The sequence below is a fragment of the Shinella sp. GW835-FHT14H05 genome (assembly GCF_058793575.1).
The window spans coordinates 286,433-302,914 of record NZ_JBXAFY010000001.1; the positions used below are offsets into that span (position 1 = coordinate 286,433).

16 protein-coding genes are annotated in these 16,482 nt (G+C 63.9%); 10 read left to right on the forward strand and 6 right to left on the reverse strand.

Annotated elements, in window-relative coordinates; genetic code table 11:
- The first annotated feature begins 28 nt into the window (after positions 1-28).
- From AC1Q6Z_RS01365 to AC1Q6Z_RS01380, 4 genes are all read left to right on the forward strand, one after another.
- Complete coding sequence (locus AC1Q6Z_RS01365) at positions 29-1,039, forward strand: ABC transporter permease (protein WP_256119829.1); 1,011 nt, start codon at positions 29-31, stop codon at positions 1,037-1,039.
- 64 nt (positions 1,040-1,103) lie between these two features.
- The gene (locus tag AC1Q6Z_RS01370; protein WP_435266343.1) at positions 1,104-2,057 is read left to right on the forward strand and encodes a substrate-binding domain-containing protein; all 954 of its coding nucleotides are present in this window, start codon (positions 1,104-1,106) and stop codon (positions 2,055-2,057) included.
- Between the two features lie 338 nt (positions 2,058-2,395).
- Positions 2,396-3,448 (forward strand): sugar phosphate isomerase/epimerase family protein, encoded by a 1,053-nt coding sequence (locus tag AC1Q6Z_RS01375; RefSeq protein WP_439623847.1) that lies wholly within the window; start codon positions 2,396-2,398, stop codon positions 3,446-3,448.
- Positions 3,449-3,460: 12 nt separating this feature from the next.
- The gene (locus AC1Q6Z_RS01380) at positions 3,461-4,645 is read left to right on the forward strand and encodes a Gfo/Idh/MocA family protein (RefSeq protein ID WP_492646495.1); all 1,185 of its coding nucleotides are present in this window, start codon (positions 3,461-3,463) and stop codon (positions 4,643-4,645) included.
- A gap of 45 nt (positions 4,646-4,690) precedes the next feature.
- Here the strand turns inward: AC1Q6Z_RS01380 and AC1Q6Z_RS01385 are convergent, their stop codons facing one another.
- The gene (locus AC1Q6Z_RS01385) at positions 4,691-5,596 is read right to left on the reverse strand and encodes a cyclic di-GMP phosphodiesterase (RefSeq protein ID WP_435266340.1); all 906 of its coding nucleotides are present in this window, start codon (positions 5,594-5,596) and stop codon (positions 4,691-4,693) included.
- A 222-nt stretch (positions 5,597-5,818) separates the two neighbouring features.
- On the opposite strand from AC1Q6Z_RS01385, the gene AC1Q6Z_RS01390 reads away from it, so the two are divergent.
- Together AC1Q6Z_RS01390 and AC1Q6Z_RS01395 are read left to right on the forward strand one after the other, a co-directional pair.
- Positions 5,819-7,189, forward strand: coding sequence for a GH1 family beta-glucosidase (locus AC1Q6Z_RS01390; RefSeq protein ID WP_492646496.1), 1,371 nt, complete (start codon positions 5,819-5,821; stop codon positions 7,187-7,189).
- Positions 7,190-7,274: 85 nt separating this feature from the next.
- The gene (locus AC1Q6Z_RS01395) at positions 7,275-9,470 is read left to right on the forward strand and encodes a putative bifunctional diguanylate cyclase/phosphodiesterase (RefSeq protein WP_492646497.1); all 2,196 of its coding nucleotides are present in this window, start codon (positions 7,275-7,277) and stop codon (positions 9,468-9,470) included.
- Here AC1Q6Z_RS01395 and trhO read toward each other — a convergent pair whose 3' ends face one another.
- Positions 9,471-10,409: an oxygen-dependent tRNA uridine(34) hydroxylase TrhO gene (gene trhO / locus AC1Q6Z_RS01400; protein ID WP_492646498.1), complete on the reverse strand. Its 939-nt coding sequence runs from the start codon at positions 10,407-10,409 to the stop codon at positions 9,471-9,473.
- A gap of 71 nt (positions 10,410-10,480) precedes the next feature.
- Positions 10,481-10,966 (reverse strand): CYTH domain-containing protein, encoded by a 486-nt coding sequence (locus AC1Q6Z_RS01405; protein ID WP_256119821.1) that lies wholly within the window; start codon positions 10,964-10,966, stop codon positions 10,481-10,483.
- 154 nt (positions 10,967-11,120) lie between these two features.
- Here AC1Q6Z_RS01405 and AC1Q6Z_RS01410 point away from each other — a divergent pair, with 154 nt between their 5' ends.
- From AC1Q6Z_RS01410 to AC1Q6Z_RS01425, 4 genes are all read left to right on the forward strand, one after another.
- Complete coding sequence (locus AC1Q6Z_RS01410) at positions 11,121-11,759, forward strand: 2-dehydro-3-deoxy-phosphogluconate aldolase (RefSeq protein WP_439617564.1); 639 nt, start codon at positions 11,121-11,123, stop codon at positions 11,757-11,759.
- A gap of 137 nt (positions 11,760-11,896) precedes the next feature.
- Complete coding sequence (locus AC1Q6Z_RS01415) at positions 11,897-12,589, forward strand: tellurite resistance TerB family protein (protein WP_256119819.1); 693 nt, start codon at positions 11,897-11,899, stop codon at positions 12,587-12,589.
- Positions 12,590-12,689: 100 nt separating this feature from the next.
- Positions 12,690-13,370, forward strand: coding sequence for a GNAT family N-acetyltransferase (locus AC1Q6Z_RS01420; RefSeq protein WP_492646499.1), 681 nt, complete (start codon positions 12,690-12,692; stop codon positions 13,368-13,370).
- Positions 13,367-13,579: a hypothetical protein gene (locus tag AC1Q6Z_RS01425; RefSeq protein ID WP_256119817.1), complete on the forward strand. Its 213-nt coding sequence runs from the start codon at positions 13,367-13,369 to the stop codon at positions 13,577-13,579. The genes AC1Q6Z_RS01420 and AC1Q6Z_RS01425 overlap by 4 nt, the downstream gene beginning before the upstream one ends.
- Here the strand turns inward: AC1Q6Z_RS01425 and AC1Q6Z_RS01430 are convergent.
- From AC1Q6Z_RS01430 to AC1Q6Z_RS01440, 3 genes are all read right to left on the reverse strand, one after another.
- Entirely contained in the window at positions 13,576-14,583 is a 1,008-nt protein-coding gene (locus tag AC1Q6Z_RS01430; RefSeq protein WP_492646500.1) for a nickel/cobalt transporter, read from the reverse strand. The genes AC1Q6Z_RS01425 and AC1Q6Z_RS01430 overlap by 4 nt on opposite strands.
- A complete protein-coding gene (locus AC1Q6Z_RS01435) occupies positions 14,577-15,218 on the reverse strand; it encodes a DUF1007 family protein (RefSeq protein ID WP_256119815.1) in 642 nt (213 codons plus the stop codon). Before AC1Q6Z_RS01435 ends, AC1Q6Z_RS01430 begins: the two co-directional genes overlap by 7 nt.
- Positions 15,219-15,293: 75 nt before the next feature.
- A complete protein-coding gene (locus AC1Q6Z_RS01440) occupies positions 15,294-16,199 on the reverse strand; it encodes a LysR family transcriptional regulator (protein ID WP_256119814.1) in 906 nt (301 codons plus the stop codon).
- Positions 16,200-16,482 lie beyond the last annotated feature (283 nt).

Here is a 16,482-nt window from a genome sequence, read left to right on the forward strand (position 1 = left end):
CAAACAACAAATTACGTCGGGGACGAACATGACGGCAGGCGAAGACGCGGTCGAAACGAAGAGCAGGGGCCGCAGCTGGCGGGATATCGATCTGAGGGCCGTCGCGCCCTTTGCGGCGCTGGCGCTGCTTCTGATCGTCGGCGCGCTGGTCAATCCCAACTTCATCGGCATCAACAACCTGGCGAATGTCGCGACGCGCAGCGCCTTCATCGCGATCATCGCGGTGGGCGCCACCTTCGTCATCTCGTCGGGCGACCTCGACCTTTCGGTCGGCTCCATGGTGGCCTTCGTCGCCTCGATCATGATCATCTTCATGAATTCCGGCGCGATCGCCGATCCGGGCCTCATGCTGGCGGCCGCGGTCGTGCTGACCATGGTCATCGGCGGCGCCTGTGGTCTGGCGAACGGCCTCATCACCACCGTCGGCCGGATCGAGCCCTTCATCGCCACCCTCGGCACGATGGGCATCTATCGCGGACTGACCACCTGGCTGTCGCAGGGCGGCGCGATCACGCTGCGCGAGCCGGAATTGCAGGCGCTCTATCGCCCGGCCTATTTCGGCTACATTCTGGGCGTGCCGGTGCCGATCGTCGTCATCCTCGCCGTCACGGCCGTCGCGGCTTTCATTCTCTACCGCACGCGCTACGGCCGTCATGTCGTGGCGGTCGGTTCGAACAGCGACGTCGCGCGCTATTCCGGCATTCCGGTCAATCGCGTGCGCACCATAGCCTTCGTCATCCAGGGCCTCTGCGTCGCCATTGCCGTGCTGCTCTACGTGCCGCGTCTCGGCTCCACCTCGGCCACCACCGGCATTCTCTGGGAATTGCAGGCGATCACCGCGGTCGTCGTCGGCGGCACGGCGCTGAAGGGCGGGGCGGGACGCGTCTGGGGCACGATCTGCGGCGCCTTCATTCTCGAACTGGTCGGCAACATCATGCTGCTCTCCAACTTCATCAGCGAATATCTGATCGGGGCCATCCAGGGCGCGATCATCATCATTGCGATGCTCGTCCAGCGCTCGCTGGTGCGGAAGTCGTAACCCTCTAGCCGGGTCCACAGGTCGCCCGGCCGCGAAGTAAAGACCTGCATTTGGGAGGAAACTCATGCGCAAGAAACTATTGGGCCTGACGGTTGCCGCGATGGCGCTGGTGGCCGGCGTCGTCCACGCACAGGAAGAGAAGAAGGTAACGATCGGCGTTTCGATCCCGGCCGCCGACCACGGCTGGACGTCCGGCGTCGTCTTCCATGCCGAACGCGTCGCCAAGCTCCTCATGGAGCGTAATCCGGGCCTCAACGTCATCGTCAAGACCTCGCCGGACCCGGCAAGCCAGGCGAATGCCGTGCAGGACCTCGAAACGCAGGGCATCGACGCGCTCGTCATCCTGCCGACCGATCCGGATCCGCTGGTCAACGCCATCAAGGAAGTGAAGAGCAAGGGCACGTTCGTCGCCCTCGTCGACCGTGCGCCGAGCACCAACGACAATTCCGTGCGTGACCTTTATGTCGCCGGCAACAACTTCGCGCTCGGCCAGACGGCCGGCGAATATATCAAGACCACGACGCCGGAAGCCGAAGTCGTCGTCATCCGCGGCATGGCGATCCCGATCGACCAGGAACGCCAGGACGGTTTTGACAAGGGCATCGAAGGCTCGGGCGTCAAGATCCTCGACCGCCAGTACGGCAACTGGAACCGCGACGACGCCTTCAAGGTCATGCAGGACTACCTGACCAAGTACCAGAAGATCGATGTCGTATGGTGCCAGGACGACGACATGGCTGTCGGCGTGCTCCAGGCCATCGAGCAGGCCGGCCGCACGGACATCCAGTATGTCATCGCCGGTGCCGGTTCGAAGGACATGATCAAGAAGGTCATGGACGGCGACAAGATGATCCCGGTCGACGTGCTCTATCCGCCGGCAATGGTGGGCACGGCGCTCGAGATGACCGTCGCCAACTTCTACGGCCAGGTTCCGGTGCGCGGCGTCTACACGATCGACGCGACGCTGGTGACCAAGGAGAACGCGAAGGACTTCTACTTCCCGGATTCCCCGTTCTGATCTGACAGCAATCGTGCCGCCCGGGACATGATGACCCGGGCGGTTTATTTTGCTGGTTTGCAAGCCCACGCTCCATTCTCGACGTCATCCTCGGGCTTGACCCGAGGATCCACTCTCCAGAAGAGGCCCATGGATCCTCGGGTCAAGCCCGAGGATGACGGAGGAGAGGTGGAGTGTTGTCAGCCCAAATGTCACAAGCGCTTTTTGCCGCGCGACGGTGATTTCAGCATTGCCCGACCCGCCAAAGGCCGATAGCTTTCCGCACGTTGCGGTACGTACCGCAAAAATATCTTCGACTGGCCGCCCGGTGCGGTCAGGTCCATGGGAGGAAGTCACCGATGAAGACGATCAAGGGCCCGGCCCTGTTTCTCGCGCAGTTTGCCGGCGATGCCGCACCGTTCAATTCCTGGGACTCGATCACCAAATGGGCCGCCGACATCGGCTATAAGGGCGTGCAGGTCCCGACCTGGGATGCGCGCCTCATCGACCTGAAGAAGGCCGCGGAATCCAAGGCCTATTGCGACGAATTCGCCGGCAAGGCGCGGGAAAACGGCGTCGAGGTCACTGAGCTTTCCACCCATCTCCAGGGCCAGCTCGTTGCGGTCCATCCTGCCTATGACGAAGCCTTCGACGGTTTTGCGGCACCCGAAGTGCGCGGCAATCCGAAGGCGCGCCAGGCCTGGGCGGTGGAGCAGGTGAAGATGGCGCTGACCGCCTCCAAGCACCTCGGCCTCGATGCCATGGCAAGCTTTTCCGGCGCGCTCGCCTGGCCCTTCGTCTATCCCTGGCCGCAGCGGCCGGCCGGCCTCGTCGAAACCGCCTTCGACGAGCTTGCGAAACGCTGGAAGCCGATCCTCGACCATGCCGAGGATAACGGCGTCGACGTCTGCTACGAAATCCATCCGGGTGAGGACCTGCACGACGGCATTACCTACGAGATGTTTTTGGAGCGCACCGGCAACCATGCCCGCGCCTGCATGCTTTACGACCCGTCGCACTACGTGCTGCAGTGCCTCGATTATCTCGACAATATCGACATCTACAAGGACCGCATCCGCATGTTCCATGTGAAGGATGCCGAGTTCAACCCGACGGGCCGGCAGGGCGTCTATGGCGGTTTCCAGGGCTGGGTCAACCGCGCCGGCCGCTTCCGCTCGCTGGGTGATGGCCAGGTCGATTTCGGCGCGGTCTTCTCGAAGATGGCGGCCAACGACTTTGCCGGCTGGGCCGTGGTCGAATGGGAATGCGCGCTGAAGCATCCGGAGGACGGCGCGCGCGAGGGTGCGGAATTCGTCAAGGCGCATATCATCCGCGTCACGGAAAAGGCGTTCGACGATTTCGCCGATTCCGGTACCGATGAGGCCGCCAACCGCCGTATGCTCGGACTTTAAGGAGGAATACCCATGGCAATCGAAGGAAGCGCAAGCGAGGCCCGGGAGAGCCGTATTCGGCTGGGCATGGTCGGCGGCGGCTCCGGCGCCTTCATCGGCGCGGTGCACCGCTTTGCCGCGCGGCTCGACGATCATTATGAACTCGTCGCCGGCGCATTGTCCTCCTCGGCGGAGAAAGCCGTGCAGTCGGCGCGCGAACTCGGGCTCGATCCCTCGCGCAGCTATGGCAGCTTCAAGGAAATGGCGATCCGCGAGGCCAAGCTGAAGAACGGCATCGAGGCGGTGGCGATCGTCACGCCGAACCACGTCCATTACGAAGCGGCCAAGGAATTCCTGAAACGCGGTATCCATGTCATCTGCGACAAGCCGCTGACCTCGACGCTGTCGGACGCCCGCAAGCTGAAGAAGCTGGCGGAAGAGAGCGGCGCACTCTTCGTGCTGACCCACAATTACACCGGCTATCCGATGGTTCGCCAGGCGCGCGAGATGATTGCCAACGGTGAGCTCGGTACGATCCGCCTCGTGCAGATGGAATATCCGCAGGACTGGCTGACGGAAGACATCGAATCGGGCGGCCAGAAGCAGGCTGCATGGCGCACGGACCCGACGAAATCGGGTGCTGGCGGCTCCACCGGCGATATCGGCACCCATGCCTACAATCTCGGCTGCTTCGTCTCGGGCCTCGACCTTGCCGAGCTTTCCGCCGATCTCGACAGCTTCGTGCTGGGCCGACGGCTCGATGACAACGCCCATGTCATGATGCGCTTCAAGGAGAAGGACGGTGTGGCCGCCAAGGGCATGCTCTGGTGCAGCCAGGTCGCGCCCGGCCACGAGAACGGCCTGAAGGTGCGCGTCTACGGCACGAAGGGCGGCATCGAATGGGTGCAGGCCGATCCGAATTACCTGTGGTACACGCCCTTCGGCGAGCCGAAGCGCCTGATCACCCGCAACGGTGCGGGCGCCGGTGCCGCGGCCGCGCGCATGAGCCGCGTGCCCTCCGGCCATCCGGAAGGCTATCTCGAAGGCTTCGCCAACATCTATTCGGAAGCCGCGCGCGCCATCCACGCCAAGCGCAACGGCACAAAGCTCGATCCTGCCGTCGTCTATCCGACGGTGGACGATGGCCTCAAGGGCATGGTCTTCGTCGATGCCTGCGTGCAGTCCTCAAAGAAGAACGGCGCCTGGGTCAAGGTCTAGGCAAAACCGCCGGCTGCCGCGCCATCGCGGCGGCCGGTGTTCTCGTCAGGGAAAAATGCTGCCGAGGCGCAGCACCAGTTTCTTGTCGAACAGGTGGCCGCGGTCGTACATCCAGTTCAGCGCGTCGCGCGTCGTCCAGGGCCGCTTGTAGGGACGCGTGCTGGTCAGGGCCTCGAAGACGTCGCAGACGGTGGCGAGGCGGATTTCCGGGCTGAGCTGTTCGGCCTTCAAGCCGAGCGGGTAGCCGCTGCCATCGAGCATCTCGTGATGGTAGCGGCAAATGTCGAGCACGGTGTCGGAGACGTTGCCCTGTTTCTTCAAGAGGCGGTATCCGATCTCCGGATGGCCGCGCACCAGGCGTCTTTCGTCCGTATCGAGCCCGCCCTTCTTGTTGAGGATGGCGTTCGGCACCATCAGCTTGCCGACATCGTGCAGCAGGCCGGCAACGCCCAGCTCCCGCACCGCGCCGTCCTCATAATGCATCAGGCGGGCGAGCCGCATCATCAGAGCGCTGACGGCCAGCGAATGCACATAGGTGCCTTCGTCCTTGGTCTTCAGCCGCGTGACCTTCAAAAAGATGTCCGGGGCTGCGTCGATACGGTCGGAAATATCGTCGGCGACCGGCCCGAGCGCCTCGATTTCAAGCTGGCCGGCTTGCGCGGCGGCAAAACTTTCGCGCAGCGACCGGGCGGACTGCGCCACCGTCTCGGTGGTGAGCTTGCGTTCTTCTGCCTGCTTTTGCGCGGGCGAGAGGGCGGTGGCCGTATCGATGTCGACGGTGCTCTTCTGCGGATTGACCAGCGCATAGGCGGCGGAGGTGGCGAGGATGGCGCGCACGGTCTCATCGGACTGAACGAGGAACCGCCGGTCCGAAAACTCGGCGTTTGGGCATTCCACCGATTCCACGAACATGCCCTTGCGGACAAGATGCTTTGGAATTCGCCGTACCACGTAAGTGTCTCCGTCCCAAGCTAGGGTGTACTTTAAAAGGCAAGGTCCTAACCTTCGTTTAAGGAATGGCTGATTTGTACGCGCCCGTGTGAGGTGGATTGACGGTGGGCAATCTGGTTGCGCGGGTCATGAAGACCATTGATTTCTGCCACCAATGGCAATACTGCAACGTTGCAGTATGCTCGCGGACACCTTTCCAGTGATATTTCAGAGATGATGATTATGGATCCCAAGACCCTTGCCGGACGTTTTCCCGGTGATTTCGTGTTCGGCGTTGCGACGGCCGCCTTCCAGATCGAGGGGGCGACAAAGACCGATGGCCGCAAGCCGTCGATCTGGGATGCCTTTTCCAACATGCCGGGTCGGGTTTTTGGACGGCACAATGGCGACGTTGCCTGCGACCACTATAACCGCCTGGAGGAAGACCTCGACCTCATCCAGTCGCTCGGCGTCGAGGCCTATCGTTTCTCCATCGCCTGGCCGCGCATCATTCCGGAGGGCACCGGGCCGGTAAACGAGAAGGGGCTGGATTTTTACGACCGCCTCGTCGATGGCCTGAAGGCGCGCGACATCAAGGCCTTTGCGACACTCTACCACTGGGACCTGCCGCTGATGCTGGCCGGCGACGGCGGCTGGACGGCGCGGCAGACGGCCTATGCCTTCCAGCGCTACGCAAAAACCGTCATCGCCCGGCTCGGCGACCGGCTGGATGCGGTGGCGACCTTCAACGAGCCCTGGTGCTCCGTCTGGCTCAGCCATCTCTACGGCATCCATGCGCCCGGCGAGCGCAACATGGATGCGGCGCTGCACGCTCTTCATTTCACCAACCTGGCACACGGCCTCGGCGTCGCGGCCATCCGCTCCGAGCGGCCGGCGCTTCCCGTCGGTCTTGTGCTGAACGCCCATTCCATCTACGCCGGCAGCGCCAGTGCTGCGGATCAGGCGGCCGCTGCCCGCGCCTTCGATTTCCACAACGGCGTCTTCTTCGGTGCGGTCTTCAAGGGCGAATATCCGGAATCCTTCCTCTCCGCGCTCGGCCACCGCATGCCCGCAATCGAGCCGGGTGACATGGAAACGATCAGCCAGAAGCTCGATTGGTGGGGTCTCAACTATTATACGCCCATGCGGGTTTCCAACGATCCGGCCGAGGGCGCGGAGTTCCCGGCAACGGTGCCGGCCCCGCCGGTCGCGGACGTCAAGACCGATATCGGCTGGGAGGTTTTCGCACCCGCGCTCGGCGATCTCATCCGCAAGCTCAACGCGGATTACACGCTGCCTGACTGCTACATCACGGAAAACGGTGCCTGCTACAATATGGATATCGAGGATGGTGCGGTGGACGACCAGCCGCGCCTTGACTACATCGCCGACCACCTCGGCATCACGGCGGACCTGATCGGCGAAGGCTATCCCATGCGCGGCTATTTCGCCTGGAGCCTGATGGACAATTTCGAGTGGGCGGAAGGTTATCGCATGCGCTTCGGCATCGTGCATGTGGACTACAGGACGCAGCTGCGCACCGTGAAGAAGAGCGGCCACTGGTATGCAGCACTTGCCGGCCAGTTCCCGAAGGGCAACCACCGCACGACCTGAGGCTGTTATCCCTCGCATTGTCGCCTGTACCGTAAAGGATTCATAACGGTTCTGCCGCATCATCGCAGCTTGGTCGGAGAAGACGATGCTGCGACTTGCGCGCCACCTTTCTGGCATGATCGGCGCCCGACGACTTGCGGTCGTCCTGGGCGTGCTCGCGTCGTTCGCCGTCGTCGTCAGCCTTGCCACCATTCTCGTCATGATGGCGCTCGGTTTCCTCGCGACCCGGGCGAACGAACTCGACCAGGAGCGCACGCGCCAGACGGTGTATGGTGCGCTCTCCTCCATGCGCAGCTCAATGGTCACCACCGTGCGGGACTATTCGGTTTGGGACGATGCGGTAACGGCCGTTTACGGCAAGGCCGACATGCCCTGGCTCACCACCAATATGGGGCTCGCAACGGAAGGCGGACCGCTTTTCGATACCGTTTTTATCGTCGATGAGAAGGGCGGCACCATGCTCGCCTACCGCGACGGCGCGCCCTTCGAGGCGGATGCGCGCGCCTATGGCGGGGCGGCCTTCGTGGAGATGCACCGAAAGATCCTGCATGCCGGTCTGGAGCCGGGCGAAGAACTGGGCGCCTTCCTGCAGACGCCGGATGGGCCTGCTGTCGCGGCCGTCTCGGCCATCCGCCCGGTATCCGATGCGGTGAAGGCGCCGGCGGATGCGCTGCGCACGCTCTTCATCATCCGGCATCTCACGCCGGCGCGCATTGCACGCATCGCCGAAAACTTCCTGATCTCCGGCCTGATGCTGGAGGAGGGGTCTCCCGAGGGGCACAATGGCGTGGTCCTGACCGATCCTGACGGCAAGATGCTGGGCTTCCTCTCCTGGACGCCGAGTTCGCCGGGTGACCAGAGCTATGCGCAGGTGCGCCCGCTCGTCCTGCTGGCGCTTGCCGGCGTGATCTTCTTCTTCGCGCTACTCGTGCTGACTGGCGCCGCTTTCGCGATCCGCCTCAAGGCCGATGAGAACACGGCGCGCACCCAGGCCCTGACCGACCGGCTGAGTGGGCTTCGGAACCGCACCGGCCTCTATCTCGGCCTCGATGAACTGAACGCCCGCGCGATCGTCGAGGCGCGTGACGTGGTGATGCTCTATCTCGATCTCGACGGCTTCAAGGACGTCAACGATTTTTACGGTCATGCGGTCGGCGACCGGCTGATCCGAGGCGTTTCTGCCGGGCTGTCCCGCCTCGTGCCGGCAAAGGCCATGCTTGCCCGCATCGGCGGCGACGAGTTCGCCATCGTCTTCCTCGACAGCGCCGATGGCGGCGAGGCCGAGCGCCTCACCCGCTCCATCCTCGATTTCTTCTCAGAACCCTTCGCGATCGGCGAGCGCGTCGCCGTCGTCGGCGCCAGCATCGGCCTTGCCGTCTCGCGCAAGGGCGTGGTCCTGGGCGAGGAACTGCTGCGCCGCGCCGACGTCGCCATGTACCGGGCAAAACATGCCGGGCGCGGCCGCGCCATGCACTATGAAACGCTGATGGACGACGACCGCGACGAGCGGCGCGAGATGGAGGACGCGTTGCGCGCCGCCGTCGTGCGCGGCGAGATCGACGTGGTGTTCCAGCCGATCGTCAAGGCGCGCGGGCGAGAAATCTGCGGCGTCGAGGCGCTGGCCCGCTGGTATCGCGGCGGTACGGTGTCGGTGCCGCCGGATGTCTTCATTCCGCTGGCGGAAGCGACCGGTGTCATCGATGTGCTCGGGCCGCTGGTGCTGCGCCGTGCCTGCGAGGCGGCGCGCAACTGGCCGGAGATCGGCGTCTCGATCAATGTCTCGCCGGCGCAGTTCCGCAATCCCTATTTCCCGGACCAGGCGCTCGGCATCATCGAGGCTACCGGCATCGAGCCGTCGCGCGTCACGCTGGAGATCACCGAGGGCTATTTCATCCAGAATCCCGGCCGGGCCAAGCTCGTCATGGACCGGCTGAAGGCCGGCGGCGTGCGCATTGCGCTCGACGATTTTGGCGCCGGCTTCTCCAGCATCGGCTACCTCATCCGCTTCGGCTTCGATCGCCTGAAAATCGACCGTTCGCTGACCATCGCCGGTGAACAATCGGCAAAGGGCGGCGCGATGCTACAGGCGACGGTGGCGCTCGCCGCCTCCTTCGATATGCCGGTGACGGCAGAGGGCGTGGAAACCGCAGAACAGGCCGCGTTCCTGCACCTGTGCGGCTGCGACCAGCTCCAGGGCTACTTTTTCGCACGGCCGATGAGCGAGAAGGCGATCGGCGAATTGCTGGCGCCGCCAACCGACGTGCAGGCCGTCGCGGGCTGATTATTTGCCGAGGTGTCGTTCGCCGCGCTTCCTGGCGAGGTCCATCTGCTTCTGCCGCTGGCGGAAGCGCAGGCGGTCTTCCTCGCTGCGGCTGGCGTGGCAATGCGGGCAGGAAACGCCGGGCTCGTAGAGCACCGAGGTGGTGTCCTCGGCCGTCAGCGGATGGCGGCAGGCGCGGCAGAGCTTGTGCTCGCCTTCCTCCAGCCCGTGCAGCACGGAGACGCGCTCGTCGAAGACGAAGCAGGCGCCTTCCCACAGGCTTTCCTCCGCCGGCACCTCTTCGAGATATTTCAGGATGCCGCCCTTGAGGTGAAAGACCTCGTCGAAGCCCTGTTCCTTCATGAAGGCCGTCGCCTTCTCGCAGCGGATGCCGCCGGTGCAGTACATGGCGATCTTCGGCTTGTTGTGCAGGCCGGTATTGCTGCGCACCCAGTCGGGAAACTCGCGGAACGTCTTGGTGTTCGGGTCGACCGCGCCCTTGAACATGCCGATCGCCGTCTCGTAGTCGTTGCGCGTGTCGATGACGATGGTGTCCGGATCGGAGATCAGCGCGTTCCAGTCACTGGGCGCCACATAGGTGCCGACGGAACGCGTGGGGTCGATATCCTCGACGCCCATGGTGACAATCTCTTTCTTGAGCCGCACCTTCATGCGCAGGAACGGCATGTCGGCGGCAAAACTTTCCTTGTGCTCCAGCCCGGAAAATTCCGGCTGGCTGCGCAGGAAGGCGAGCACCGTGCGGATGCCGGCATGGGGGCCGGCGATCGTGCCGTTGATGCCTTCATGGGCGAGAAGCAGCGTGCCGCGCACGCCGTTTTCCTCGCAGAGCGCCTGCAAGGGGTCGCGCAGATCCGCAAAGCGCGGAACCGAGACGAAATGATAGAGCGCGGCAACCAGGAAGCCGCTTTCCGGAGCGGGTGAGGAGATCTCGTTTGTCATCGCCGCCACATACAGCTTCGGCGCATTCCAGGCAATGCGGCCCCCGGCAAGACGGTGGAGTGTTGCAGCTCTCAGGCGAGCTGGCGCAGGCTCGCGCCGTTGCTGGCGCCGAGCGCCATGGACTGGTTGGAATACTGGCTTTCACCGGTGACCTCGCGGCCCACCCAGTTCGGCAGGTCCGGGTCGTCGTGGATCGAGGCGAGCTCGACCTCGGCAATCACCAGGCCATGATGGGCGCCGCCATAGACGTCGACTTCCCAGACATAGCCGGCGTGCGGCACTTTATAGCGCACCTTCTCGATGACATTGCCGATCGCATGGCGCAGCATGTCCTCTGCCTCGTCGCGGTCGATATCATATTCGTACTCGTCGCGGACGAGCACGGCGTGGCCGATCTTGAGGGTCATGCGGGCTTTGCCGTCGCCAAAGATGCGGACGCGAAGCGACCGGTCCTCCTGGGCAACGATATAGGCCTGCCGTATGGCGATGCCTTCATCTGCGAAGGTGCGCCAACGCTGACCGGACACCAGGAACTTCCGCTCGATCTCTTTTGCCATAGGCACGCTTTCGCTGTTTGAGACAGGCTTAAGGCGACGGGCAGACTACACGATAAGTGTGTCATGACAAGTCCATGAATCTTGCTTTAAGCTCGACATGACGTCGCAGACGCGCTATTCGGGTCCCAATTCAATCGTTTTAAAAGGTCATGCCATGAGCGAGAAAAACGCCAAGCTCCTTTCCGTCCTGAAGCTGCAGCCGGTGGTGCCGGTGCTGGTCATCGACGACGTCAAGACGGCCGTTCCGCTGGCGCGGGCACTCGTCGCTGGCGGGCTGAAGGCCATCGAGATCACGCTGCGCACGCCGGCCGCCCTGGAGGCGATCCGCGCCGTTGCCAACGAGGTCGAGGGTGCGGTCGCCGGTGCCGGCACCATCCTCAACGCCGCGCAGTTCGAGGCGGCCGTGGAAGCCGGCTCGCAGTTCGTCGTCAGCCCCGGCACGACGCAGGAGCTGATCGACGCGGCTCACGATTCCGACATCCCGCTGCTGCCGGGTGCGGCGACCGCAAGCGAAGTCATGGGCCTTCGCGAAGAGGGCTACCAGGTGCTGAAGTTCTTCCCGGCCGAGCAGGCGGGGGGTGCCACCTACCTCAAGTCGCTCGCCTCGCCGCTGGCCGGCACGCTGTTCTGCCCGACGGGCGGCATCTCGCTGTCGAACGCCCGCGACTATCTCTCGCTGCCGAACGTCATCTGCGTCGGCGGCTCCTGGGTCGCGCCGAAGGACCTCGTCGCCAAGGGCGACTGGGCCGGCATCACCAAGCTGGCCGCGGAAGCCGCAGCGCTCAAGGGCTGAGGCCCAAGTTCAACGGATTTGCAAGCGGGCGGCCTTTGGTCGCCCGTTATGCGTTTGTAATCCTCCGCGCGCATTCCTATCTTGCCTTGCAGTCGGCCCTTGCGATGACAAGAGAACAAGCGAAACGGAGACGCCCTATGTTTGACGCCAAGAAGTTGCTTGACCAGTTCCTCGGTTCGCAGGTGCCCGGCGCCGGCGGATCCGTGCGCGATCGCGCCGGCCAGGTCACCCAGCTTGCCAAGGACAACCCGCTTGCCTCGATCGCCATTGCCGGCGTTCTTCTCGGTACGGGCACCGGCCGACAGGTGGCCGGCTCCGCGCTGAAGCTCGGCAGCCTCGCCGCCATCGCGGGCCTCGGCTACCAAGCGTACAAGAACTACAAGGCCGGCCAGAACCCGGTGGAGACGACGCAGGGCACGACCCCTGAACTGCTGCCCCCGCCGAGCGATTCCGGCTTCCACCCCGAAGCCGTCAGCACCGATTTCGCCCTCATCCTCGTTCGCGCCATGATCGCCGCTTCGCGTGCCGATGGCCATATCGACGAGGCCGAGCGCGCCCGCATTATGGACAAGCTGAAGGTCTCCGGCCTTGGCGCCGATGCCGCGCAGTTCCTTGAAGAGGAGCTTGCCAACCCAGTCGATCTCGACGCGATCATTTCCGCCGCCACGACCGAAGAGCAGCGCGTCGAGCTCTACACCGCCTCGCGCCTCGCCATCGAGCCGAAGTCACGCGCCGAGCGCGGTTATCTCGACCTGCTCGCCGGCCGCCTCAACCTGCCGGATGCGCTGGTCGACCATATCGAGGCGACGGTTTCCGCCGCCACCGTCTAAGTTTGTGCGGGGAGCGGCCGAACGCCGCTCCCCGCTTTCGACATTGCGTGCGCCCGCGCGCTGCTCTATCCCTTCGGCAAAGACCGAAGGAGGATTTTTCATGCGCGACCTCAAGGATTGGAAAGGCTGCCCGCCGCCGGCCCCCGTGGCTCTCGAAGGCCGTACCGTGCGCCTCGAGCCCTATGATCGCGCAAAACATCTTGAGGCCCTTTGGGATGCCTTCGGCGGCATGGCGATCAATCCGCTGCTGAAATATTTCGCGCAGGACGATTTCACCGGCATCGAGGGTTTCGACGCCTGGTCCGAGGCTGTGCTCAAGTCTGGCTGGGTGCGCGAAGTCATCATCGACAAGGCGAACGACACGGTCGTCGGCATGGCGCATTACATGCGGCCCGATCCGGCAAACGGCGTCGTCGAGATCGGCGGCATCGCGCATGGCGGCGCCATGTCCCGCTCGCCGCTGTCGACCGAGGCACAGTACCTGCTCGCCAAGCACGTCTTTGAGGATCTCGGCTATCGCCGCTACGAGTGGAAGTGCGACAACCGCAACGAGCCGAGCAAGCGCACCGCCGCCCGCCTCGGCTTCACCTTCGAGGGCGTCTTCCGCCAGCACATGCTGTCCAAGCGCGAGAACCGCGACACCGCCTGGTTCTCGATCATCGACGGCGAATGGCCCGTCGTCGCCAAGGCCTTCGATGCCTGGCTTTCGCCGGACAATTTCGACGCGGACGGCCAGCAGAAGCGCAAGCTCGAAGACATCCGCGCCGAGTTGTCGGCATGAGCGGGGAGCGCAAGGCAAAGTCGCCGGTGCTGGCGGCGCTTGCCATCCTGCTGGGAACGGGCGTGGCCTTCTATTTCCTGCCGCGCATCATGATCGCGCTCGGCGGCGTCTCGCCCTGGCTGGCGGGGATTTTCGGCACGCTGCTCGTGCTCGGCTTCTTCCTGCTGTTCTGGCTGCGTGCACGCTACCAGCGCAACCACGAAAACTAGGCCTGGAGCGAGGCTCCAAGCAGCAATAGCCCCAGAACCATTACCAGGGCCGCGCCGCCGATCTCGATGGCGGTGCCGACGCGCACGGCGGCGGAACCGTTGCCGGCGAAGCGCACGGCCGCACCCTTGGCGGTGACGGCGAGCGTGGCGAGCGTCGAGACGGTAATGGCCGTGCCGATCGACATGGCGAAGACGGCGAGCATTCCACCGAGATAGAGGCCGTTCAACAGCGCGAAGCTCAGCACGATGAGCGCACCGGAGCAGGGGCGCAGCCCCACGGCGACGATGGCCGACCAGGCTTCCCTGAGCGCAAAACGCTCACCCTTCAAGAGTGACGGGTCCGGCGCATGGGCATGGCCGCAGGTCGAGCAGATCTCGCCGGCATGATGGTGGTGGTGATCATGGCCGTGATGATGATGGTCATGCACCTCGACGGCCTGTGCGCCGAGCGCGGAGGCGCGGCGCTGGGCCGGGCGCAGCTTGCGGAACAGCAGCCAGGCGCCGAAGAGGGCGATTAGCGCGTAGCTGCCGGTTTCGAGCGCGCGGGTGGCGTCGGTCATCGACACGGTCGTGCCACGCAGTAACAGGAAGGCGGCGCCGACGAGCAGGATGGCGACCACGCCTTGCAGGATCGAGGAGAGGAAGGAAAGCAGCACGCCGCGCTTCAGCTCCACCTCGTTTGCCAGCATGTAGGAAGAGATCACCGCCTTGCCATGGCCGGGGCCGGCGGCATGGAACACGCCATAGGCGAAGGAGAGCCCGACGAGCGTCGAGGCCGCCCACGGGTTTTCGCGCATGTCCTTCAGCGCGCCGGTCATCAGCCGGTAGAAACCTTGCTGCTGGGCGTTGATCCAGCCGAAAAGGCTGCCGAAGGTGCCGGTTGTGTTGAAGCCCGGCTCCGCCGAGCCGATGCCAAGCGGGGATGCAGCGTGGGCGAGGCCGGCGGTCGCGGCGATGGCGAGCGTCAGGGTGAGAAGCGTGAGGGCGCGGCCGCGGGTCAGCATGTCATCTCCAGACGGGTGGCGAAGAGTTTCGACATGTCGGTGCCGGCCGGGTCGTTGAAGAAAGCTTCGGTCAGGCTGTCCTGATTCTGGGCAAGCACTTCATCCGCATCCGGCCGCACGACGGCGCGCTTGCAGGCGGAAAACTTGTCGCCGACCGCCACGAGATCGTCATCCGAGGCGAAATCCATCGCGGCATACATGGTGGGGTCGTAGACGCCGAAGGTGAGCTTGCCCTTGAGGGGCATCGTCTCGCCGGGCTTGACCGTGAAGAACATCAGGAGCTGGCCGTCCTTGTAGTCGACGTTGATCGCGTCCGGCTTGCCGACCTTGATGGTTTTCCCGTCCTCGGTGATCGTCGTGTAGTAGCTGAACTCTTCCAGCGATTCGAGAACGGTCTTGCCGACGTCCGCCAGTTCGTCCGGATCGAGCGCCGCATTGCTGTTCTTGTCGAAGTCCATCACGACGCTGGCCGAAAACATCTCGTCGAAACGCCAGACATTGCGCAGCTCGCTGACCGTGCCGTCCTCGCCCGCCACCACTTCCAGCCGGGCTTCCGCGAAGATGTGCGGATGGGCGAGCGCCGCCGCCGGGGCGGCAAGCGCTGCGCCGGCTAGGAGGAGGGGGAGGAATCGCATGGGTGTCAGTCCTCTCGCGGGCGTTCAGAATCGTCCGGTTGAATGTAACGCAAATGGGTCGGAATTGGGACTTTATCAGGCCTCGATGCCGGGATTGCGACGGAACCAGGCGTGCAGGAAATCGACGAAGGTGCGCACCTTCGCCGGCAGGTAGCGGCGATGCGGATAGATCGCGTAGATGCCGCGGTCCGTTGGCAGGTAATCTTCGAGGATCGAAACGATCTTGCCGGTTTCCAGGCAGTGGCGGGCGATGAAGGCCGGCACCTGCGCGACGCCGAGCCCGCTTGCCGCCGCACGCACCGCCGCCGTCGGGCTGTTCACCTCGATATTCCCGCCGACCGGCACGGAAAAGCCGGCACCCTTTTCGTCGATGAAGCGCCAGTTGCTATGCGATTTGCCGTTGGTGTCGATGATGCAGGGCAGGCGGGCGAGGTCGCTTGGATGGTTGATCGGGCCGGCTTGGGCGAGGAATTCTTCGCTCACGCAGATCTTCAGGAAGAAATCGCCGAGTTTTCGCGCGATGAGGGCGGAGTCTTCGAGCCGCGTGATGCGGATCGCCACGTCGAAACCTTCCTCCACGAGATCGACGAAACGATCGTCGGAGACGATTTCCAGCGAGAGTTCCGGGTGCTCCTTGCCGAAATCGATGATCGACTGGCCGATATCGGCATCGACGAAGGTGCGTGGCGCGGAAACCTTCAGTTTGCCGCGCAGGTCCGTGTTCTTCTCGCGCACGAGGTCGGCGAGGTTGTCGATCTCCTTCAGGATATCGGAAGCGGTGCGGTAATAGGTGTGGCCGGCCTCGGTCATCGAGAACTGGCGGGTGGTGCGGTTGAGCAAGAGCGTGCCCAATTCGTCCTCCAGTTCGCGCACATATTTCGAGAGCAGCGCCTTGGACCGGCCGGTCTTGCGCGAGGCTGCGGAAAAGCCTTCGGCGTCGACGACGTCGATGAAGGCCCGGATTCGGGTCAGAGTGTCCATGTGTCCCCACGCGGCTGCGGCCGAAACGGTGGCCGGTGCGTAATCACCATTCTGTGAAAACCAGTCCGGCGAATGTCGTGGCTGTCAAAATATTTTCAATAGCGACTTTCAAAAAACCTCTTGATTACGACAGCGATTCTTCTTATCTCCCCCTTGCCCAAAGTCGCACGTGCCTGTGGGTGTCCGCCGACCCTCGATTTGGTGAGGAACTCGGTAAGGTACCTGGAATTAACCCCTCCAGTCGTTTCTCCGGCCAACCGGAAGAGCGAGGACATCTTGAAGC